General features: G+C 59.7%; 21 protein-coding genes. 10 read left to right on the forward strand and 11 right to left on the reverse strand.

Features of this window, described 5'->3' with window-relative positions:
- Nucleotides 1–22 precede the first annotated feature (22 nt).
- On the forward strand, nucleotides 23–313 hold the full coding sequence (locus tag E1573_RS10720; protein WP_133213427.1) for a DUF2782 domain-containing protein: 291 nt from the start codon (nucleotides 23–25) through the stop codon (nucleotides 311–313).
- A 64-nt stretch (nucleotides 314–377) separates the two neighbouring features.
- Entirely contained in the window at nucleotides 378–1,328 is a 951-nt protein-coding gene (locus tag E1573_RS10725; protein WP_133213429.1) for a homoserine kinase, read from the forward strand.
- 66 nt (nucleotides 1,329–1,394) lie between these two features.
- On the opposite strand, the gene E1573_RS10730 is transcribed toward E1573_RS10725, so the two are convergent.
- A complete protein-coding gene (locus tag E1573_RS10730) occupies nucleotides 1,395–2,318 on the reverse strand; it encodes a zinc ABC transporter substrate-binding protein (protein WP_133213431.1) in 924 nt (307 codons plus the stop codon).
- Nucleotides 2,319–2,384: 66 nt separating this feature from the next.
- Between E1573_RS10730 and zur the strand changes: the two genes are divergently transcribed.
- From zur to E1573_RS10750, 4 genes are all read left to right on the forward strand, one after another.
- Complete coding sequence (zur, locus tag E1573_RS10735; protein ID WP_133213433.1) at nucleotides 2,385–2,867, forward strand: zinc uptake transcriptional repressor Zur; 483 nt, start codon at nucleotides 2,385–2,387, stop codon at nucleotides 2,865–2,867.
- Nucleotides 2,867–3,646, forward strand: a complete 780-nt coding sequence (znuC, locus tag E1573_RS10740) for a zinc ABC transporter ATP-binding protein ZnuC (protein ID WP_133213435.1) — start codon at nucleotides 2,867–2,869, stop codon at nucleotides 3,644–3,646. Before zur ends, znuC begins: the two co-directional genes overlap by 1 nt.
- Nucleotides 3,639–4,421 carry a zinc ABC transporter permease subunit ZnuB gene (gene znuB / locus E1573_RS10745; RefSeq protein WP_133213437.1) on the forward strand — a complete coding sequence of 261 codons (783 nt, stop codon included), beginning with the start codon at nucleotides 3,639–3,641 and terminating at the stop codon, nucleotides 4,419–4,421. Before znuC ends, znuB begins: the two co-directional genes overlap by 8 nt.
- Nucleotides 4,422–4,553: 132 nt before the next feature.
- A complete protein-coding gene (locus E1573_RS10750) occupies nucleotides 4,554–5,267 on the forward strand; it encodes a PA5502 family lipoprotein (protein WP_133213439.1) in 714 nt (237 codons plus the stop codon).
- A 37-nt stretch (nucleotides 5,268–5,304) separates the two neighbouring features.
- On the opposite strand, the gene katE is transcribed toward E1573_RS10750, so the two are convergent.
- A complete protein-coding gene (gene katE / locus E1573_RS10755; RefSeq protein ID WP_133213442.1) occupies nucleotides 5,305–7,443 on the reverse strand; it encodes a catalase HPII in 2,139 nt (712 codons plus the stop codon).
- A 227-nt stretch (nucleotides 7,444–7,670) separates the two neighbouring features.
- Here katE and E1573_RS10760 point away from each other — a divergent pair, with 227 nt between their 5' ends.
- The 3 genes from E1573_RS10760 (at nucleotide 7,671) to E1573_RS10770 (ending at nucleotide 10,182) form a co-directional block, all read left to right on the forward strand.
- Nucleotides 7,671–8,678 carry a methionine ABC transporter ATP-binding protein gene (locus tag E1573_RS10760; RefSeq protein WP_133213444.1) on the forward strand — a complete coding sequence of 336 codons (1,008 nt, stop codon included), beginning with the start codon at nucleotides 7,671–7,673 and terminating at the stop codon, nucleotides 8,676–8,678.
- Complete coding sequence (locus tag E1573_RS10765; RefSeq protein ID WP_133213446.1) at nucleotides 8,678–9,349, forward strand: methionine ABC transporter permease; 672 nt, start codon at nucleotides 8,678–8,680, stop codon at nucleotides 9,347–9,349. Before E1573_RS10760 ends, E1573_RS10765 begins: the two co-directional genes overlap by 1 nt.
- A 62-nt stretch (nucleotides 9,350–9,411) precedes the next feature.
- Entirely contained in the window at nucleotides 9,412–10,182 is a 771-nt protein-coding gene (locus E1573_RS10770; RefSeq protein WP_133213448.1) for a MetQ/NlpA family ABC transporter substrate-binding protein, read from the forward strand.
- A gap of 65 nt (nucleotides 10,183–10,247) precedes the next feature.
- On the opposite strand, the gene E1573_RS10775 is transcribed toward E1573_RS10770, so the two are convergent.
- From E1573_RS10775 to E1573_RS10795, 5 genes are read right to left on the reverse strand one after another with little or no spacing between them, the layout of a single operon-like run.
- On the reverse strand, nucleotides 10,248–10,880 hold the full coding sequence (locus E1573_RS10775; RefSeq protein ID WP_133213450.1) for an SCO family protein: 633 nt from the start codon (nucleotides 10,878–10,880) through the stop codon (nucleotides 10,248–10,250).
- Nucleotides 10,877–11,776 carry a heme o synthase gene (gene cyoE, locus E1573_RS10780; RefSeq protein WP_133213452.1) on the reverse strand — a complete coding sequence of 300 codons (900 nt, stop codon included), beginning with the start codon at nucleotides 11,774–11,776 and terminating at the stop codon, nucleotides 10,877–10,879. Before cyoE ends, E1573_RS10775 begins: the two co-directional genes overlap by 4 nt.
- The gene (locus tag E1573_RS10785; RefSeq protein WP_133213454.1) at nucleotides 11,761–12,843 is read right to left on the reverse strand and encodes a heme A synthase; all 1,083 of its coding nucleotides are present in this window, start codon (nucleotides 12,841–12,843) and stop codon (nucleotides 11,761–11,763) included. Before E1573_RS10785 ends, cyoE begins: the two co-directional genes overlap by 16 nt.
- A 9-nt stretch (nucleotides 12,844–12,852) precedes the next feature.
- Complete coding sequence (locus tag E1573_RS10790) at nucleotides 12,853–13,446, reverse strand: hypothetical protein (protein WP_133213456.1); 594 nt, start codon at nucleotides 13,444–13,446, stop codon at nucleotides 12,853–12,855.
- Nucleotides 13,412–14,152, reverse strand: a complete 741-nt coding sequence (locus E1573_RS10795) for an SURF1 family protein (protein ID WP_133213458.1) — start codon at nucleotides 14,150–14,152, stop codon at nucleotides 13,412–13,414. The genes E1573_RS10790 and E1573_RS10795 overlap by 35 nt, the downstream gene beginning before the upstream one ends.
- 63 nt (nucleotides 14,153–14,215) lie before the next feature.
- Between E1573_RS10795 and E1573_RS10800 the strand changes: the two genes are divergently transcribed.
- On the forward strand, nucleotides 14,216–14,419 hold the full coding sequence (locus E1573_RS10800; protein ID WP_028942629.1) for a twin transmembrane helix small protein: 204 nt from the start codon (nucleotides 14,216–14,218) through the stop codon (nucleotides 14,417–14,419).
- A 6-nt stretch (nucleotides 14,420–14,425) separates the two neighbouring features.
- Here the strand turns inward: E1573_RS10800 and E1573_RS10805 are convergent, their stop codons facing one another.
- From E1573_RS10805 to coxB, 4 genes are read right to left on the reverse strand one after another with little or no spacing between them, the layout of a single operon-like run.
- On the reverse strand, nucleotides 14,426–15,313 hold the full coding sequence (locus E1573_RS10805; RefSeq protein ID WP_133213460.1) for a cytochrome c oxidase subunit 3: 888 nt from the start codon (nucleotides 15,311–15,313) through the stop codon (nucleotides 14,426–14,428).
- Nucleotides 15,314–15,325: 12 nt separating this feature from the next.
- The gene (locus tag E1573_RS10810) at nucleotides 15,326–15,895 is read right to left on the reverse strand and encodes a cytochrome c oxidase assembly protein (protein ID WP_133213462.1); all 570 of its coding nucleotides are present in this window, start codon (nucleotides 15,893–15,895) and stop codon (nucleotides 15,326–15,328) included.
- 24 nt (nucleotides 15,896–15,919) lie between these two features.
- Nucleotides 15,920–17,509, reverse strand: a complete 1,590-nt coding sequence (gene ctaD / locus E1573_RS10815) for a cytochrome c oxidase subunit I (protein WP_045186462.1) — start codon at nucleotides 17,507–17,509, stop codon at nucleotides 15,920–15,922.
- Nucleotides 17,510–17,561: 52 nt separating this feature from the next.
- Complete coding sequence (gene coxB, locus E1573_RS10820) at nucleotides 17,562–18,689, reverse strand: cytochrome c oxidase subunit II (RefSeq protein ID WP_133213464.1); 1,128 nt, start codon at nucleotides 18,687–18,689, stop codon at nucleotides 17,562–17,564.
- Between the last annotated feature and the right edge of the window lie 180 nt (nucleotides 18,690–18,869).

Consider the following 18,869-nt stretch of genomic DNA (forward strand, 5'->3'; position numbering starts at 1 on the left):
ACGACAAAGGGACAAGGTTATCATGCGCACACTAAATCGCCTGTTGCTGCTCAGCCTGTTTGCAGTCACACCGGTTGTCGCTCTGGCTGCGGATGACGCGCCATCGGCTGACCCGGAAGTAACCATTCGCACGGAAGGCGACAAAACCATTCAGGAATACCGTCAAAATGGCTTCCTGTATGCAATCAAGGTCACCCCGAAAGGCGGCAAACCTTATTTCCTGGTGCGCGCAGATGGCTCGGACGGCAACTTCGTTCGCTCCGACCAACCCGACATGCTGATCCCCTCGTGGAAAATCTTCGAGTGGAAGTAAGCCGTACCTTTTACATCAACCTGGCACTTCCCTGCAGAAGTGCCCGTATGGGCAATTTTTGATCATGTCAGTCTTCACCCCCCTGACCCGGCCTGAGCTGGAAACTTTTCTGGCGCCATACGGCCTGGGCCGCCTACGGGACTTCCAGGGCATTGCCGCTGGCACCGAGAACAGCAACTTCTTTGTCAGTCTGGAACAGGGAGAGTACGTGCTGACACTGGTAGAACGCGGCCCCATCCAGGACCTGCCGTTCTTCATCGAGCTGCTGGATGTGCTGCACGAAGCCGATCTGCCCGTGCCTTATGCATTGCGCGGCAACGATGGAGTAGCCCTGCGCGAGCTGGCCGGCAAGCCTGCGCTGCTGCAGCCGCGGCTGCCCGGCAAGCACATTAAAGAGGTCAACAACCAGCACTGCGTACAGATTGGTGAACTGCTCGGCCACCTGCACCTGGCCACACGCGACAAGGTGCTGGAGCGCAAAACCGACCGTGGTCTGGACTGGATGCTGGAAACCGGTGCCGAGTTGATGCCGCGTCTGAACACGCAACAACGCCAGTTGCTGCAGGGTTGCCTGGACGAAATCGCTGAGCACAAAGCGCAGATCATGGCCCTGCCCAGAGCTAACCTGCACGCCGACCTGTTCCGCGACAACGTGCTGTTCGAAGGCACTCACCTGACCGGCCTGATCGACTTCTATAACGCCTGCTCAGGGCCGATGCTCTATGACCTGGCGATCACCCTCAACGACTGGTGCTGTGACGACGCCGGGTTGATCGATGCGCCGCGGGCGCGGGCACTGCTGGGTGCTTACGCGAAGCTGCGCCCATTCACCTCGGCAGAGGCGCATGTGTGGCCGATCATGCTGCGCATCGCTTGCGTGCGTTTCTGGTTGTCACGCCTGATCGCTGCCGAATCGTTTGCCGGTATGGACGTGCTGATTCATGACCCGGCTGATTTTGAAGTGCGCCTGGCTGCACGCCAGCGCGTAGAGATTGCCTTGCCGTTTGCTTTGTAAGCCCATCGCGGGGCAAGCCCGCTCCTACAGGTCATGTGGGAGCGGGCTTGCCCCGCGATTACAGCACTATAGCTTTTCCAGGCACCCCGCCAGATCATTACCCAACTTCTCCAGCAGTTGCTCGTACCCTTGAGCACTGGCCGGCGCAGTCCCGCCCAAGGCATCCAGCTCCGCCAGGGTTACCGGCAAACCAGCTGTAAGCGTTTCGGCCAGGCGCGGGCGCAGTGGCGGCTCACTGAATACACAGGTCTTGCCCACGTCCTGCAAGCGCTTGCGCATGGCCGCCACATGCTGGGCGCCCGGCTGCACTTCGGCAGCCACACTGAACACACCAGTGTGCTTGAGACCATACGCCGACTCGAAATAGTCGAACGCCTCATGGAACACGAAGAACGGCTTGCCGCTGATACCCGCCAGACGCTTCTTCAGGCGCGCATCCAACGCATCCAGACGCTCACCAAAAGCCTTCAGGTTGCTCTGGTAGCGAGCGGCATTGGCAGGGTCAGCGGTGCTGAGATCAGCTGCCATTTTCGCGGCAATCACTCGGGCATTGGCCGACGATAGCCACAGGTGAGCATCAAGGCTGCCGGGGCGATGGTCATGATCATGCTCGTCGGCATCGTCATCATGGTCATGGGAATGGCTGTCTTCACCGAAATGGCGCAGGTGCAAGCCAGGCAGATCCTGCACGGCCACGCTGGGCTTGCTACGGCCCTTGAGCACGCGTGGCAGGAAGCCTTCCATGTCGGGCCCGATCCAGTACAGCAACTCGTAATCACCAACTCGCCGCACATCTGAAGGACGCAAGGCATAGTGATGTGGTGAAGCGCCCGGTGGCAGCAACACTTCGGGGCTGCCGACACCGTCCTGAACCGCTGCAGCGATCTGCTGCAGAGGCTTGATGCTGGTCAGGACACGGACTTCGGCCTGTGCCTGGGCCATCACCATAGTGGCGATAAAAGCGACAAAAAGAGTAAAAAATCGGGACACGATGACCACTCACAGGGACAGGAACAGGTAACATAATAACGTCTCTAATCGGAACCGTCGCCGCTCATGCCTATAACCCCGCTGGCCAACCGTCCCCACGACCACTCCCACTGCGTACACAGCGCCCTGGCAGAGGCTGATGTGCTGTGCACTCGCAAGGGCCTGCGCCTGACTGCCTTGCGTCGACGCGTACTGGAACTGGTCTGGCAGAGCCATAAACCCCTAGGGGCCTATGACATTCTGGCAGTGTTGAGCGAACAGGATGGGCGTCGGGCAGCGCCACCAACCGTCTACCGGGCTCTGGATTTCCTGCTGGAAAACAGCTTGGTGCACCGCATCGCCTCGCTCAACGCCTTCATCGGCTGCAGTCACCCGGAACATGCCCACCAAGGACAGTTCCTGATCTGCCGTGAATGTCATGTGGCGATTGAGCTGGAACAAACCAGCATCAGCAATGCCATCGTCGCCAGCGCCAATGACGTCGGGTTCAGCGTTGAAGCGCAGACCGTCGAAGTTGTCGGCTTGTGCGGCAACTGCCGGAGCGCCTGATGAGCAATACGCTGATTCGCCTCGAACAGGTTGGCGTAACGTTCTCCGGGCAAGCCGTGCTCGACAGCATCGACCTGGCCGTCGAGCCCGGGCAAATCGTCACCCTGATCGGCCCCAACGGCGCGGGTAAAACCACCTTGGTACGCGCCGTTCTGGGCTTGCTCAAACCCCACACCGGTAAAGTCTGGCGCAAACCGCGCCTGCGGGTTGGCTACATGCCGCAGAAGCTTCAGGTAGATGCCACCTTACCGCTGTCGGTGCTGCGCTTCTTGCGCCTGGTGCCGGGCGTCGACCGCGCGGCCGCACTAAGCGCGCTGAACGAAGTCGGCGCCGAACAGGTGATTGATAGCCCGATCCAGACCATTTCCGGCGGTGAAATGCAGCGCGTCCTGCTGGCTCGCGCCTTGCTGCGCGAACCTGAACTGCTGGTGCTGGATGAACCAGTTCAAGGTGTCGATGTGGCCGGCCAGGCCGAGCTGTACAGCTTGATCACCCGTTTGCGCGACCGCCACGGCTGCGGTGTGCTGATGGTTTCTCACGACCTGCACCTGGTCATGAGCACCACCGATCAGGTGGTCTGCCTGAATCGTCATGTGTGCTGTTCCGGCCACCCGGAGCAGGTCAGCGGCGATCCAGCCTTCGTCGAGCTGTTCGGCAGCAATGCGCCAAGCCTGGCGATCTATCACCACCATCACGACCACGCCCACGACTTGCACGGGTCGGTGGTTGCACCGGCCCAAGGCGGCCACGTACATGGAGAACACTGCAAGCATGGCTGATTTTCTGCTTTACGCCCTGCTCGCAGGTCTGGCCCTGGCAGTAGTCGCCGGCCCTTTGGGGTCATTCGTGGTCTGGCGGCGCATGGCCTATTTCGGCGACACCCTTTCTCACGCTGCCCTGCTGGGTGTGGCCTTGGGCTTCGTGCTGGACATCAGCCCGGCGCTGGCCGTCACCGTCGGCTGCCTGTTGCTGGCGATGCTGCTGGTTACCCTGCAACAGCGCCAGCCGCTAGCCTCCGACACCCTGTTGGGCATTTTGGCTCCCAGTACCCTGTCGCTTGGCCTCGTGGCACTGAGTTTCATGCACGATGTGCGCATCGACCTGATGGCCTATTTGTTCGGTGATCTGTTGGCCATCAGCCCCGGCGACCTGACCTGGATTCTTGGCGGTAGTGCTGTCGTGTTGCTGTTGCTGGCCGTGCTTTGGCGACCGTTGCTGGCAGTCACCGTGCATGAAGAGCTGGCGATGGTTGAAGGCCTGCCAGTCGCGGCGCTGCGCCTGGCGCTGATGCTGTTGATTGCTGTGGTAATTGCCGTAGCCATGAAGATCGTCGGCGTGTTGCTGATCACTTCGCTGCTGATCATCCCAGCAGCTGCGGCGCAACGTCACGCGCGCTCACCTGAGCAAATGGCCTTGGGCGCCAGCCTGCTGGGGGTTACGGCTGTATGCTTGGGGCTGGCATTGTCGTGGTTCAAAGACACCCCGGCCGGTCCTTCGATCGTGGTCTGCGCTGCAGTGCTATTCTTGCTGAGCCTGGCCTTGCCCCGCCGCTGAGCCTCAGGGTGCAGCTTCGGCGGTTGCACCCTGCGACATTTAAATCATGCAGGGCCCTGAAGATTTATTTTCGAGTCTGCGGACTGGGTGTAGACTTGCTCGCTTTTTGCGCAAACTTAGAGAGACGCAGGAATGAAGCCGTTCTCCTCCCGTTATCTGCTCCTTGCCGCGTTTTCGCTGTTCCTGGCTGCATGCTCCAGCGCCCCGACCGACAGCGCTGATACGCCTGCCCAGGCCGATGCCTGGCAGCAACTGGAGCAAAGCATCGCCAGCAGCGAGCTGGCCACCGCCGAAGATCAACTGACCGCTCTGCAGGCTCAGGCGCCCAACGACGCCCGCGTCGAGCAGTATCAACGGCAATTGGCCGAAGCCTATCTGCAACGCAGCCAGATCGTCCTGCAAAAAGGTGACGTCAACGCCGCCGCCACAGCCCTGAGCCGCGCGCGTGCCCTGATGCCCAAAGCCCCAGCATTGACTGGTGGCGTCAACGGTGCCATCGCCCAGGCGCGCAAAGCCGAACTGGAAAAGGCCGAAGCAGCCCTCAAGGCGGCCGAAGCGCGTCCTGCGGCCAAGCTCATCGACCCAACCGCTCCCAGCACCGTCGTGGCATTGAAAACTACAGATATTCGCGCAATGCGCCGACAACTGGATGACATCGCCACAGATGTGGTGAATTACCAGTGTGACGTGGTATTCCAGGTGCCGCGCAAAGATGACGCTCCGTGGCTGAAGACTCTGCTAGGCAAGCGCGTCCATAAGCTCGACAGCGAATTCGCCCTGCAGCAGTCCCACGAGATCCACCGCAATCAGCCAGCCCAGGTAGTGCTGATTCCGCGCCGTCCTTGAGCGAGCGGGTGCCCAAGCGGGCACCCAGCTACTGCACTTAAGCGGGGATCGCCTCGGCCGCGCCCTCCCGCGCCCACACCCGATGCTTGCCCATTGCGTTGATGAAAGCTTTGTACGTTTTCGGATCGTCCCCTGACAGCAAGCCACCATCAGATTTCAAGCCCAACCTATCGAGCAACGGCTGCGCCTCGCTGGCAAGTCCCATAGGCTTGAGGTGCTTGTAAGCCTCCAGCAGGAAATGCAATGCATCACCGCTACCCAGCAAGGCTTGTGTCGACGTCTTGCCAGCGGCTACCCACACGGCATCGAACAACACCGACGGCATGCCTTCGATCGAAGCATCCACTGCCAACAGTTTGCCTTGGGCAGTCTGCACCGGTGCTAAGGTGAGCCCCAGCAGTTTGATCTGCGCGCTTTCTGCCTCCAACGCCTTGACCACGGCATCGACATGCTTGTCATCAACGCCGTCGGCCACAAGTACAGCAACTTTGTGCCCTCGGATGCCTTCGCTCAGCAAATTCATCTGGCTCAAGGCAGGTGACTGTTTGAGAGGCAGCTCCGGGACGTTAACCGTACCTTTTTTCGGCGCCGGTAAGCCAAGACTCGCCGCCACCTGCGCTGCCAGCTTGAGGTCAATGTTGGCCAGGATCTCGTTCACCTCACGCCTGCGGATATCGACGCGCTCAACCTTACCCAGTTCAAAGCTGTAAGCATTGACGATGTGCGCTTGCTCAGTCGGGCTCATGCTTCGGTAGAACAGCCGTGCCTGAGAGAAGTGATCGGCAAACGACGGGCTACGTTGGCGAACTTTGTGCGCTTCGATCCGCTCCGGGTACGACTCAAAACCGCCCTCGGAGGCAGCCGCTGGCGTTTCTTTCGGCCAACCGCCATCGATGGAATTGGGCTCATACGAAGCGCGGCCTTTGTCCAGCGTTACCCGGTGCAGAGCATCGCGCTGACCATTGTGATTGGGCGCCAACGGCCGATTGATGGGAATCTCATGAAAGTTTGGGCCACCGAGGCGGCTGATTTGGGTGTCGGTGTAAGAAAACAGCCGTCCCTGCAGCAACGGGTCATTGGAAAAATCGATACCGGGAACGATATGCCCAGGGCAGAAGGCAACCTGCTCGGTCTCGGCGAAGAAGTTGTCAGGGTTGCGGTTGAGCACCATCTTGCCCAGCGGTGTCACCGGTACCAGTTCTTCAGGAATGATCTTGGTCGGGTCGAGCAGGTCAAAATCGAATTTGTGCTCGTCTTCTTCCGCAACGATCTGTACACCGAACTCCCACTCAGGGTAATTGCCAGTCTCAATCGCCTCCCAGAGGTCTCGGCGATGGTAATCCGCATCTTTACCCGCCAGTTTCTGCGCTTCGTCCCATAGCAGGGAACGTACCCCGGCTTTGGGCTTCCAGTGGAATTTGACGAAGCTGGACTTGCCCTTGGCATTGATCAATCTGAAGGTATGCACACCGAAACCTTGCATAGTGCGCAAACTCTTTGGAATCGCGCGGTCAGACATCGTCCAGATCACCATGTGCGCCGACTCCGGCACCAGTGAAACGAAGTCCCAGAAGGTGTCGTGAGCCGAGCCGCCGGTGGGCATTTCATTATGTGGTTCGGGTTTCACCGCATGGACAAAGTCAGGAAACTTGATCGCGTCCTGGATGAAAAATACCGGCATGTTGTTGCCGACCAGGTCGAAATTGCCTTCTTCGGTGAAAAATTTGACGGCAAAACCGCGCACGTCACGCACCGTATCGCCAGACCCACGCGGCCCCTGCACAGTAGAAAAGCGCACGAACACCGGCGTCATTTTCTCTGGGTCCTGAAGAAATCCGGCTTTGGTCAACGCTGCATGGGATTTATAGGCCTGGAAGTAGCCATGGGCACCACTGCCTCGGGCATGCACAATGCGCTCAGGAATTCGCTCATGGTCAAAGTGCGTGATTTTCTCACGCATGATGAAGTCTTCCAGCAATGACGGACCACGTTCACCGGCTCGCAGACTGTTTTGGTTGTCGGCAACCTTGACGCCCTGGTTGGTACGCAAGGCTTGGCCGGTGGCATCACTGCGAAATACTTCCAGGCTTTGCAGCTTGGCGTTGGTATTGGCCCGGTCCGGAGTCTGGGTCCCGGCCAGTTGACTTTCCTTGGGTGGATTCTTCTTGCTGGGCATTGGAACGCTCTCCTCGATCAGTCTTGGTTCTGACCCCACGGCGGGCCCTTTCTGTAGTGACTGACGAGGCCTGGCGAGCGTTCATTCGGATTGACCACTGATCGTGATATTCCCGTAGCATTGGTCAATTGCGAAATAAATGCTAAGAACCTCTATACGAACAGGCTAAAATGCGCGCCCCGGCTAACCGCTGACCCTTATTCCATGCGCCCCACAAGGTTCGCTACGTGATCGAGTTTCAAAATGTGCATAAAACCTACCGCGTTGCCGGTAGGGACATCCCCGCGCTGCACCCGACCAGCCTGAGCGTTGAAAACGGCCAGGTGTTCGGACTGATCGGCCATTCCGGCGCCGGCAAAAGTACGCTGCTGCGCCTGATTAACCGTCTGGAAGCGCCAAGCGGCGGCAAGATCATCGTTGACGGTGAAGATGTCACCGCATTCAACGCTAACGACCTGCGGCGCTTCCGCCAGCAAGTCGGAATGATCTTCCAACACTTCAACCTGCTGGCCTCCAAGACCGTTGCCGACAACGTCGCGCTGCCACTGACTCTGGCCGGCGAACTGTCGCGTAAAGAGATCGATAGCCGGGTGAGTGAGCTGCTGGCCCGCGTCGGGCTTTCTGAACACGCCAAGAAGTATCCAGCGCAGTTGTCCGGTGGCCAGAAACAACGCGTCGGTATTGCCCGCGCCCTGGCCACCAAGCCGAAAATTCTGCTCTGCGATGAAGCCACCAGTGCGCTCGACCCGCAAACCACGGCTTCGGTCCTGCAATTGCTGGCCGAAATCAACCGCGAACTGAACCTGACCATCGTGCTGATCACTCATGAAATGGACGTGATCCGCCGGGTTTGTGACCGGGTTGCGGTGATGGATGCCGGGCAGATCGTCGAACACGGGCCGGTGGCCGATGTGTTCCTGCATCCGCAGCACCCGACTACCAAGCGCTTCGTCCAGGAAGACGAGCAGATCGACGAAGACGAGCAGCGCGACGATTTCGCCCATGTGCCGGGCCGCATCGTGCGCCTGACCTTCCAGGGCGATTCCACCTACGCGCCGCTGCTGGGCACGGTAGCCCGCGAAACAGGCGTGGACTACAGCATCCTTGCCGGTCGCATCGACCGCATCAAAGACACCCCGTATGGGCAGCTGACCCTGGCCGTCACTGGCGGCGACATGGAGGCGGCCTTTGCCCGCTTCACGGCGGCTGATGTTCATATGGAGGTACTGCGTTAATGGACGCTTTGAGTTTCTTTGCCAACGTCGACTGGGCGGAAATCTGGCTCGCTACCATCGACACCATGATCATGCTGTTCGGCTCGCTGCTGTTCACCGTGCTGCTGGGTCTGCCGTTGGGCGTGCTGCTGTTCCTTTGTGGCCCGCGGCAGATGTTCGAGCAGAAAGGCGTGTATGCGCTGCTGTCGTTTGTGGTCAACGTGCTGCGTTCGCTGCCGTTCATCATCCTGCTGATTGTGATGATCCCGTTCACGGTCTTGATCACCGGCACCTCGCTCGGTGTCGCCGGGGCCATCCCACCGCTGGTGGTGGGGGCAACGCCGTTCTTCGCACGCCTGGTGGAAACCGCGCTGCGCGAGGTTGATCGCGGCATTATCGAAGCCACCCAATCGATGGGCGCCACCACCCGGCAGATCATCATGAACGCCTTGCTGCCTGAGGCCCGTCCGGGCATCTTCGCAGCCATCACCGTTACTGCCATCACCCTGGTGTCCTACACCGCGATGGCCGGCGTGGTCGGTGCGGGCGGTCTCGGTGACCTGGCAATCCGCTTTGGTTACCAGCGTTTCCAGACCGACGTCATGGTGGTCACCGTGGTCCTGCTGCTGATACTGGTTCAAGTGTTGCAGAGCGTGGGCGACAAACTGGTTGTGCATTTTTCCCGTAAGTAACCCCATGGGTCGGCGCTGCCGACGCACCGGGGGCCGGTTAGGCCCTCACAAGGAGTGATTTGATGAAAAAGCTGCTTGCTGTTGTTGCCGCCGTTGCGGCCTTCTCGGCCCAAGCCGAGACCCTGACCGTAGCCGCCACCCCGGTGCCGCACGCCGAGATCCTCGAGTTCGTCAAACCGGCCCTGGCCAAAGAAGGCGTGGACTTGAAGGTGAAAGTTTTCACCGATTACATCCAGCCGAACGTGCAGGTGGCCGAAAAGCGCCTGGACGCCAACTTCTTCCAGCACCAGCCGTACCTGGATGAGTTCAACAAGGCCAAGGGCACCAAACTGGTCAGCGTAGCCGGTGTGCACCTGGAGCCACTGGGCGCTTACTCCAGCAAGTACAAGAAGCTGGATGAGCTGCCATCGACCGCTACCGTCGTCATCCCGAACGACGCCACCAACGGCGGTCGTGCTTTGCTGCTGCTGGACAAGGCCGGTGTGATCAAGCTCAAAGACAACACCAACATCCTCTCGACCGTCAAAGACATTGCCGAGAACAGCAAGAACCTGAAGTTCCGCGAGCTGGAAGCGGCAACCATTCCGCGTGTGCTGACTCAGGTCGACCTGGCGCTGATCAACACCAACTACGCGCTGGAAGCCAAGCTGAACCCAGAAAGCGATGCACTGGTTATCGAAGGCTCCGATTCGCCTTACGTGAACATTCTGGTAACCCGTGAAGACAACAAAGACGCTGACGCGGTGAAGAAGCTGGTTGCAGCCCTGCACACCCCGGAAGTGAAGAAGTTCATCGAAGAGAAGTACAAGGGCGCGGTCAAGCCGGCGTTCTGATTTAACTGCTAATCGCGGGGCAAGCCCGCTCCTACGGTAGGAGCGGGCTTGCCCCGCGATGCTTTTCAGTCCCGCTTAACCAGCCCCGGCAATTGAGCCACCAGCTTCTGATTGTTGAATGGCGCACGAATAAAGCCACGCTGCTTGCCATCCGGCCCCAGCAGCGCCAGGTTGCCACTGTGGTCTACCGTGTAGTTAGGCTTGCTGGTATCGGCCGGAATGAACGGAATACTCACCGCATTGGCCAGCTTCTGCAGGTTGTCCAGTGAACCGGTCACACCGCGGAAGTCTTTGTCGAAATACCCCAGGTACTGCTTGAGCTGTGCCGGCGTGTCCCGGTTCGGGTCAACGCTGACCAACACCACTTGCAGCCGCTCCACAGCCTCTTTAGGCAACTCGCTTTTCACCTGACGCAATTGCGCCAGTGTGGTCGGGCAGATGTCCGGGCAGAAGGTGTAGCCGAAAAACAGCAGCGACCACTTACCCTTGAGTTCATCCATCTGCAGCGCTTGGCCGTTCTCGTCGGTCATCTCCAGTGCTGGCACGGTGCGGCTCTGCGGCAGCAGGATAATGCCGGCATCGATCAACTCGGTCGGGTTGCCCTCACTGCGCTCATTGAGCTTCTTGTTGACAGTAAGCCCAAGAATCACGGCGACCAGGGCAACGAGGATAAAGACGGTTTTCTGGGTTCGAGTCATAGGTTCAACAGTAAGTAGTGGTCTACAAGCAGCGCGATGAACAACAGCAGCAGGTACCAGACAGAGTACTTGAAGGTCTTGATCGCCGCGTGCGGCCGACTGCCACGGTACAACACCCAAGCCCATTGCAGGAAGCGCACACCCAGCACCACGGCACTCACCAGGTACAGCAGCCCGCTCATGTGGATGACATAAGGCAGCAAGCTGACCGCCAGCAATACCAAGGTGTAGAGCAGGATGTGGACCTTGGTGTAATGCTCGCCGTGGGTGACCGGTAACATCGGGATATCGGCCTTGGCGTACTCTGCCTTGCGGTGAATGGCCAACGCCCAGAAGTGTGGTGGTGTCCAGGCAAAGATAATCAGCACCAACAGCAGCGGCTCAGCGCTGATGTGCCCACTGACCGCGACCCAGCCTAGCAACGGTGGTGCAGCGCCTGCCAGCCCACCAATTACGATGTTCTGCGGTGTCGCTCGTTTGAGAAAGCCGGTGTAGATCACCGCATAACCGAGCAGCGAAGCCAAGGTCAGCCAGGCGGTGAGGGCATTGGTGAACACCAACAGCAAAGCCATGCCCGACAGCGCCAGCAGCAAGGCAAAAGTCACTGCCGCCAGTGGTGCTACCCGGCCTTCGACCAAAGGGCGCTTGTGGGTCCGCGCCATCAGCGCATCGATGCGCCGGTCCAACACATGATTAACTGCAGCAGCGGCGCCAGCGCAGCAGGCAATACCCAGGTTGCCGAACAGCAGCACCGTCCAGGGCACACCGGCGCGGGTGGCGAGAAACATCCCCACCAGCGAGGTGATCAGCATCAGTACCACGACCTTCGGTTTGGTCAGCTCCAGGTAATCGCGCCAGCCCGCCTGGAGCTTGCGCTCGCTCAGAAGCGTCGCCATGAGTTATCTCCCAGATAATGAACGACACCCCCGCTGCTCAGCGGTGTCAGGCGCCAGCCCTGGCTGACCCGGCGGGCCTTCGCCCTGGCCACCAGGCGAATGCGGTAATTGACCAGCACCATGCTCAGCAACAACATGGCACCTCCGGCATTGTGGGCGACAGCCACCGGCAATGGCAGGTGAAACAGAACATTGCTGATACCCAGGCCAACCTGCACGGCCAGCGCCAGCAACACCAGCCGTGCCAACCCGCCCAGACCATGGCGATAAAGCTTCCAGCTCAGTATCAGCAGCACCCCGGTGACCAGCAGCGCGCCCATGCGATGGCTGAGGTGAATGGCGGTGCGTGCGTCACTGTCCAGTTGCCCGCCCAAGTAATTGGGACCGATGTGCTGGGTCAGATGAAAGCCGTTGGCGAAGTCTGCCTGTGGCCACCACTGGCCATGGCAGGTGGGTAAATCGACACAGGCCACCGCAGCGTAGTTGGCACTGACCCAACCGCCCAAGGCAATTTGGCCTATCACCACCAGCAGCGCCAGGGCCGCCACACGCCTCACACTCAGCGGCAACTTAGCCAGTGGGGCGAACGCCCGCGACAAACGTAGGCTCAGCAAAAACAACAGGCTCAAGGTGGCAAAGCCGCCCAACAGGTGCGCAGTGACCACTTGCGGCCACAGCTTGAGGGTCACCGTCCACATACCGAAGGCAGCCTGAGCGAACACCACACCAAGCAGCAGCAAGGGTAAGCGATACGGCTGACCGTCACGGCCATGACGGCGCCAGGCCTGCACAGCGAGCAGGGTAATCACCAGGGCCAGGGTGCCGGCAAAGTAGCGATGAACCATCTCGTTGCGGCCCTTGTGCTCCTCCACCGGTGTATCCGGAAAGTGCCGCTCAGCATGGGCCAGCTGAGCTTCGGTTTTGGGCACACTGATGAAACCGTAGCAACCCGGCCAATCCGGGCAGCCCAGGCCCGCATGAGTGAGACGGGTATAGGCACCGAGCAGGACAACCACCAGTGCCAGCAAGGTAGCGAACACAGCGAGGCGAAATCCGGGTCTGGCCATGATGATGTCCTAGCCGATGTTGGACAGTTTCAGCAGGTGGCGCAGGTCATTGAGCAAGTCCTTGCCCTTGACCCTGGCGTCGTAGCGCAGCACCAGGTTGCCGTGAGGGTCGATGATCCACAGCTGTGCATCCTGCTTGCCCTGACTGACTGCCTCGTACTTGCTCAAGTCCAACGGGTAGCGTTGCAGCTGTGGGTATTCACGTTCGACTCGCGCCTGGTAGTCGGCACTCAACGGCTGGTTCACGGCCAGTGCATGGCTGGCGCGACTGGCATCACGACCCAGGCCAATCTGGATTTGCCGGGCCAGGTACACCAACTGCTGACAGTCCAGCCCGCAGTCCTTGGGTGCGCTCACCAGTAGCTGCCAGCGCTGCTCATCGGCACTGACTCCAAGGTCGGCACGGCTCTGACCGTTGCCGATCATTTCGCCGTGATAACTGCGGCTGTCGGGCACCCAGAACTGCAGTTTGTACATGGCGGTCGCCAGCATCATCGGGCCGATGACCACCAGCAGAATCAAGATCAATTGCAGACGCCCACGAGCGCGCCCGGACGGCGTCTTGCCTTCAGACATGTTGAGTGGACTCGTGACGGCTCCCATGCTGTTTCTCCTTGTTGTTATGCCAGCCGAAATAGAGGTAAAGCAGGACCAACGCCAGGGCCAGGGCAAACCACTGAACGGCATAGCCCAAGTGCTTTTCCGGGCCCAGCGCCACCACCGGCCAGTCCAGCCGGTAGCTGGCCGGCCCCGCTTCCAGACGTAATTCGTGAGCGAACCCTTCGCGAGCCAGTTCTGGCCACAGGTGACTGGCATCAATCGCCGTCAGCAGCCGCGGCCAACTGCCGCCTTGCGGGTCGGCATGTAGCTGAAAGGCCGCGCCGGGAGAGACATACACCCAAGCATCGAGGCTCAAGGCCTGCTCCGGAGTAGTGAACTGCACAGGGTTACGCCGATCCGGCCAAGGCAACCAGCCACGGTTGATCAACAGCCAGAGCCCGCTGCTCTGGTCGAGGAAGGGCTGCAGCAGTTCGACACCGACCTGGCCATCCCGCAGGCGGTTGTCGAGCAACAAGCTATGCGCGGCATCGAAATGTCCGTACAGGCGCACCCGGCGATACGCCGGGTCTTGCACCTGTGGCAGTTGTGCCGCGGCAATGGCTTCACCGGCCTGACGCTCGGCATAGCGGGCCAGCAGCTCACGCTTTTCCTGGGCGCGCGACAATTGCCAGCAGCCCAATGCGATCAGCCCGGGCAACAGCATCAGTACCACCAGGGTCGGCACCCATCCTGGGCGAAATGGCTTCACCCGGTCACCCCATGGTCACTCGCTATACTTAAGGTCATCGATGCATCCCCCCGGAGTTTCGCCATGCTTAAAGCCGCGATTGTCCTGATGCTGCTGGCCACCATCGCCAGCCTGTTCAGTGGCCTGTTCTTTCTGGTCAAGGACGACGGACACTCCACGCGCCTGCTCAAAGCCCTGACGGTTCGGGTCACACTCGCCGCGCTGACCCTGGCGCTGATCACCTGGGGCTTTTACAGCGGCCAGCTGGTATCCCATGCGCCGTTCTGAACGCGGTTACAGCACGTAAACGAAGATAAACAGCCCCACCCACACCACATCCACGAAGTGCCAATACCAACTGGCGGCCTCGAAGCCGAAGTGTTTGTCGGGGTTGAAATGCCCGCGCATGATCCGCACCAGCATCACGAACAGAATCACCGTGCCCATGGTCACGTGGGCGCCATGGAAGCCGGTGAGCATGAAGAACGTTGCCCCATAGATGCCCGAGCCCAGGGTCAGCCCCAGCTCGGAATAGGCCTCGTGATATTCGTAGGCCTGCAGGATCAGGAAGACGATGCCCAGCAAGATGGTCAGCCCCAGCCAGAACTTCAGGGAGCCACGGTGATCCTTGCGCAAGGCATGATGCGCAATGGTCACCGTGACACTGGAGCTCACCAGCAAAATGGTGTTGATCAGTGGCAAGTGCCAAGGATCGATGACTTCTTTGGGCGGTGGAAACAACTTGGGGTCAGGGGTGTTCAGCAGCGGCCAGGCGAATTCGAAGTTAGGCCAGAGCATATGCGTCACACCTTTCGCACCTTCCCCTCCGAGCCAGGGTCCGGCCAGGTTGCGCACATAAAACAGGGCCCCGAAGAAAGCGATAAAGAACATCACTTCAGAGAAAATGAACCAGGACATGCCCCAGCGGAACGAGCGGTCCAGTTGCGGGCTGTAGAGCCCGGCACGGCTTTCCTTGACCACCGCACCGAACCAGCCGAAGAACATGTAGGCCAGGCACAGCGCGCCGAAGAAGAAGATCCAGGGCCCATGAGATTCGGGGCGCCCAGCCTTGAGGTCATTGAACCAGGTGCCCAGGCCGAACACCGTGATGAACATGCCGACCGTGGCAATAATCGGCCACTTGCTTTGCGCCGGTACGTAGTAGTGCTCATGCGAAGCCATTGAGTGTTCTCCTTATCGGGCGCCCTGTGTGGCCGGGCCCGCCAGGTGTGCAACCGGCGGGTGGCGAGCGGTGATATCGAACAGCGTGTAAGCCAGCGTCAGGTGTTTCACATCCTTGGGCAGGTCACGGTCAACGATGAAACGCACCGGCATTTCGATGCGTTCCCCCGGCTGCAGCACCTGCTGGGTAAAGCAAAAGCACTCGGTTTTATGAAAGTACGCCGCCGCTTCCGCTGGAGTGATGCTCGGAATGGCCTGGGCGCTCATGGGTTTGTCGGTCGGATTGCGGGCAATGAACACCATCTGGTTGACCGCACCAGGATTGACGTCAATCTGATCGGCCGTGGAGTAGAACTCCCAGACCATGTCACTGGCATTGGTCGACATAAACTGCACTTTTACGCTGCGGTTCGGGTCGCTGACCTGTGTTCCTGCGTATTGCCCGCCGGTCTTGCCGTTGATCCCAAAGGCTTTGCACATCACGTCGTAGATCGGCACCAAGGCAAAACCGAAGGCGAACATCACCACGGTCAGCAGCATCAGCCGTACCACCAGGCGTTTGAGCGAGGTCCCTTCACTCATGGTTCATCCTCCAGCCCGTTGTGTTCATTTCACTTCCGGCGGTGTCTGGAAGGTGTGGTAGGGCGCCGGCGACGGCACGGACCACTCCAGCCCTTCGGCACCGTCCCAAGGTTTGGCTGGCGCCGGAGCTCCGCCACGAATGCACTTGATGACAATGAACAGGAAGAAAATCTGCGTCGCACCGAAGGTAAAGGCACCGATCGAGGAGACCATGTTGAAGTCGGCGAACTGCAGGTTGTAATCCGGGATCCGCCGCGGCATGCCAGCCAGGCCAACGAAATGCATCGGGAAGAAGGCCAGGTTCATACCGACGAACGACAACCAGAAATGCAGTTTGCCCAAGGTCTCGTCATACATATGGCCGGTCCATTTCGGCAGCCAGTAATAGGCCGAGGCAAAGATCCCGAAGATCGCACCGGGTACCAGCACGTAATGGAAGTGAGCCACCACAAAATAGGTGTCGTGGTATTGGAAGTCGGCCGGGGCGATGGCCAGCATCAGTCCGGAGAAGCCACCAATGGTGAACAGGATGACGAAAGCAATGGCGAACAGCATCGGTGTCTCGAAGGTCAGCGAGCCCTCCCACATGGTGCTGACCCAGTTGAACACCTTCACTCCGGTTGGTACCGCAATCAGCATGGTGGCGTACATGAAGAACAGCTCGCCGACCACCGGAATACCAACCACAAACATGTGGTGCGCCCAGACAATAAAGGACAGGAAGGCAATCGCCCCGGTGGCGTACACCATCGAGGTGTAGCCAAACAGTGGTTTGCGCGAGAACGCTGGAATGATCGAGCTGACCGCGCCAAACGCCGGCAGGATCATGATGTACACCTCAGGGTGCCCGAAGAACCAGAACACGTGCTGGAACAGCACTGGGTCACCGCCACCCGCCGCGCTGAAAAAGCTGGTGCCGAAGTGAATGTCCATCAGCATCATGGTCACCACGCCGGCCAGCACTGGCATCACGGCAATCAGCAAGAAGGCCGTGATCAGCCAGGTCCAGACAAACAGCGGCATCTTCATCAGGGTCATGCCTGGCGCACGCAGGTTGAGAATGGTGGCAATGACGTTGATCGCCCCCATGATCGAGCTGATCCCCATGAGGTGGATGGCGAAGATGAAGAACGTCACGCTTTCCGGGGCGTAAGTGGTTGAAAGCGGGGCATAGAACGTCCAGCCAAAATTCGGCCCACCGCCCGGCATGAACAGGGTTGAAACCAACAACAGGAACGCTGCTGGCAACAGCCAGAAGCTGAAGTTGTTCATCCGCGGCAGGGCCATGTCCGGCGCGCCGATCATCAGCGGGATCATCCAGTTGGCCAAGCCGACGAAGGCCGGCATCACCGCACCGAAGACCATCACCAGGCCATGCATGGTGGTCATCTGGTTGAAGAACTCCGGCTGGACAATCTGCAGTCCCGGTTGAAACAGCTCGGCACGGATCACCATGGCAAACGAGCCACCGAGCAGGAAGGCGATAAAGCTGAACCACAGGTACATGGTGCCGATGTCTTTGTGGTTGGTGGTCAGCACCCAGCGCATCAGGCCCTTGGCCGGTCCGTGGGCGTGCTCATGACCGTGGCTGTGGTCGTCGATCACTGCGCTCATGTCCTGTCTCCTGCAGTCCGGTGACTGATGCGGGAATAGCGGTCAGGCCGGCTCATTTGCTTTCTGCCTGTTTCATCGCCAGCACATCTTTTGGCGTGACCATGTCGCCCTTGTTGTTGCCCCAGGCGTTGCGTTCATAGGTCACCACGGCGGCGATATCGACTTCCGACAGTTGTTTGCCGAACGCAGCCATGGCTGTGCCGGGCTTGCCATGGAAAACAATGCTCAGGTGATCCTCTTTAGGGCCGGTGGCAATTTTTGAGCCCTTGAGTGCCGGGAACATCGGCGGCAGGCCCTGACCTTCGGCCTGGTGACAGGCCACGCAAGTGGTGTGGTACACCTTGTCACCGCGCTCAACCAGCTCTTGCAGGGTCCACTCCTTGCTGGTCAGCTCCTTGAGCTTGGCCGCTTCGGCCTTACGCTCGGCAAGCCAGGTGTCGTAATCGGCTTTGGATTTGACCTCGACCACCACGGGCATGAAGCCGTGATCCTTGCCGCACAGCTCAGTGCACTGCCCGCGGTAAATCCCGGGCTTTTCGACCCGAGTCCAGGCCTCGTTGACGAAGCCGGGAATGGCATCACGCTTGACCGCAAAGGCCGGCACCCACCATGAGTGAATGACATCGGCAGCCGTCACCAAAAAGCGCACCTTGGCGCCGACCGGCAGCACCAGTGGCTGGTCGACTTCGAGCAGGTAATGTTCGTCTTTGGGGGCTTTGTTATGGATCTGGTCGGCGGGGGTGGCCAGGTTGCTGAAGAACTCAACGTCCTGGCCCAGGTATTTGTAGTGCCACTTCCACTGGTAACCAGTGACCTGGATATCCACGTCCGATTCACTGGCATCGTAGATTTCAATCAGGGTCTTGGTCGCTGGAATGGCCATCGCCACCAGAATCAGGAACGGCACCACCGTCCACATGATCTCGACCCAAGTGTGCTCGTGGAAGTGCGCTGGCTGCTGGCCGGTGGAACGACGGTGGATGATCATCGACCAGAACATCGCGCCAAAGACCACCAGGCCAATGATCACGCAGATCCAGAAGATGGTCATGTGCAGGTCGAACACTGCGTTGCTGACTTCAGTCGCCCCTGGCGCCATGTTCACGGTCCAGGCGGCGTTGGCCTGACCGAATACCGACCACAACAGGAGGCCCATCCAGACGTGTGGATGTCGCATCATTGCGGGTTCCCCTTATCGTTCTTGTTATCCCGGAGGCGTGGACCTACGGCTAAGGGTACGGCGGCCAAGACTGCGAACTTCGACGACCGAGCCCCTGCGAACTGCAGTCGGGCCTCATCAGCGAATCACTTTCAAACCGGAGTATAGACAGCGACCTCGACCACGCAACGCGATAGAAAA

This window comes from Pseudomonas sp. H9, assembly GCF_004353925.1.
Lineage (GTDB): Bacteria > Pseudomonadota > Gammaproteobacteria > Pseudomonadales > Pseudomonadaceae > Aquipseudomonas.

Bases quoted from the DNA above. Each gene is read 5' to 3' on its own strand.
- E1573_RS10720 (WP_133213427.1), top strand. From the start codon at position 23: ATGCGCACACTAAATCGCCTGTTGCTGCTCAGCCTGTTTGCAGTCACA.
- znuB (WP_133213437.1), top strand. From the start codon at position 3,639: ATGGCTGATTTTCTGCTTTACGCCCTGCTCGCAGGTCTGGCCCTGGCA.
- E1573_RS10725 (WP_133213429.1), top strand. From the start codon at position 378: ATGTCAGTCTTCACCCCCCTGACCCGGCCTGAGCTGGAAACTTTTCTG.
- katE (WP_133213442.1), bottom strand. From the start codon at position 7,443: ATGCCCAGCAAGAAGAATCCACCCAAGGAAAGTCAACTGGCCGGGACC.
- E1573_RS10800 (WP_028942629.1), top strand. From the start codon at position 14,216: ATGCTTAAAGCCGCGATTGTCCTGATGCTGCTGGCCACCATCGCCAGC.
- zur (WP_133213433.1), top strand. From the start codon at position 2,385: ATGCCTATAACCCCGCTGGCCAACCGTCCCCACGACCACTCCCACTGC.
- E1573_RS10765 (WP_133213446.1), top strand. From the start codon at position 8,678: ATGGACGCTTTGAGTTTCTTTGCCAACGTCGACTGGGCGGAAATCTGG.
- E1573_RS10750 (WP_133213439.1), top strand. From the start codon at position 4,554: ATGAAGCCGTTCTCCTCCCGTTATCTGCTCCTTGCCGCGTTTTCGCTG.
- E1573_RS10810 (WP_133213462.1), bottom strand. From the start codon at position 15,895: ATGAGTGAAGGGACCTCGCTCAAACGCCTGGTGGTACGGCTGATGCTG.
- E1573_RS10775 (WP_133213450.1), bottom strand. From the start codon at position 10,880: ATGACTCGAACCCAGAAAACCGTCTTTATCCTCGTTGCCCTGGTCGCC.
- E1573_RS10790 (WP_133213456.1), bottom strand. From the start codon at position 13,446: ATGGGAGCCGTCACGAGTCCACTCAACATGTCTGAAGGCAAGACGCCG.
- E1573_RS10770 (WP_133213448.1), top strand. From the start codon at position 9,412: ATGAAAAAGCTGCTTGCTGTTGTTGCCGCCGTTGCGGCCTTCTCGGCC.
- coxB (WP_133213464.1), bottom strand. From the start codon at position 18,689: ATGATGCGACATCCACACGTCTGGATGGGCCTCCTGTTGTGGTCGGTA.
- znuC (WP_133213435.1), top strand. From the start codon at position 2,867: ATGAGCAATACGCTGATTCGCCTCGAACAGGTTGGCGTAACGTTCTCC.
- ctaD (WP_045186462.1), bottom strand. From the start codon at position 17,509: ATGAGCGCAGTGATCGACGACCACAGCCACGGTCATGAGCACGCCCAC.
- E1573_RS10785 (WP_133213454.1), bottom strand. From the start codon at position 12,843: ATGGCCAGACCCGGATTTCGCCTCGCTGTGTTCGCTACCTTGCTGGCA.
- E1573_RS10805 (WP_133213460.1), bottom strand. From the start codon at position 15,313: ATGGCTTCGCATGAGCACTACTACGTACCGGCGCAAAGCAAGTGGCCG.
- cyoE (WP_133213452.1), bottom strand. From the start codon at position 11,776: ATGGCGACGCTTCTGAGCGAGCGCAAGCTCCAGGCGGGCTGGCGCGAT.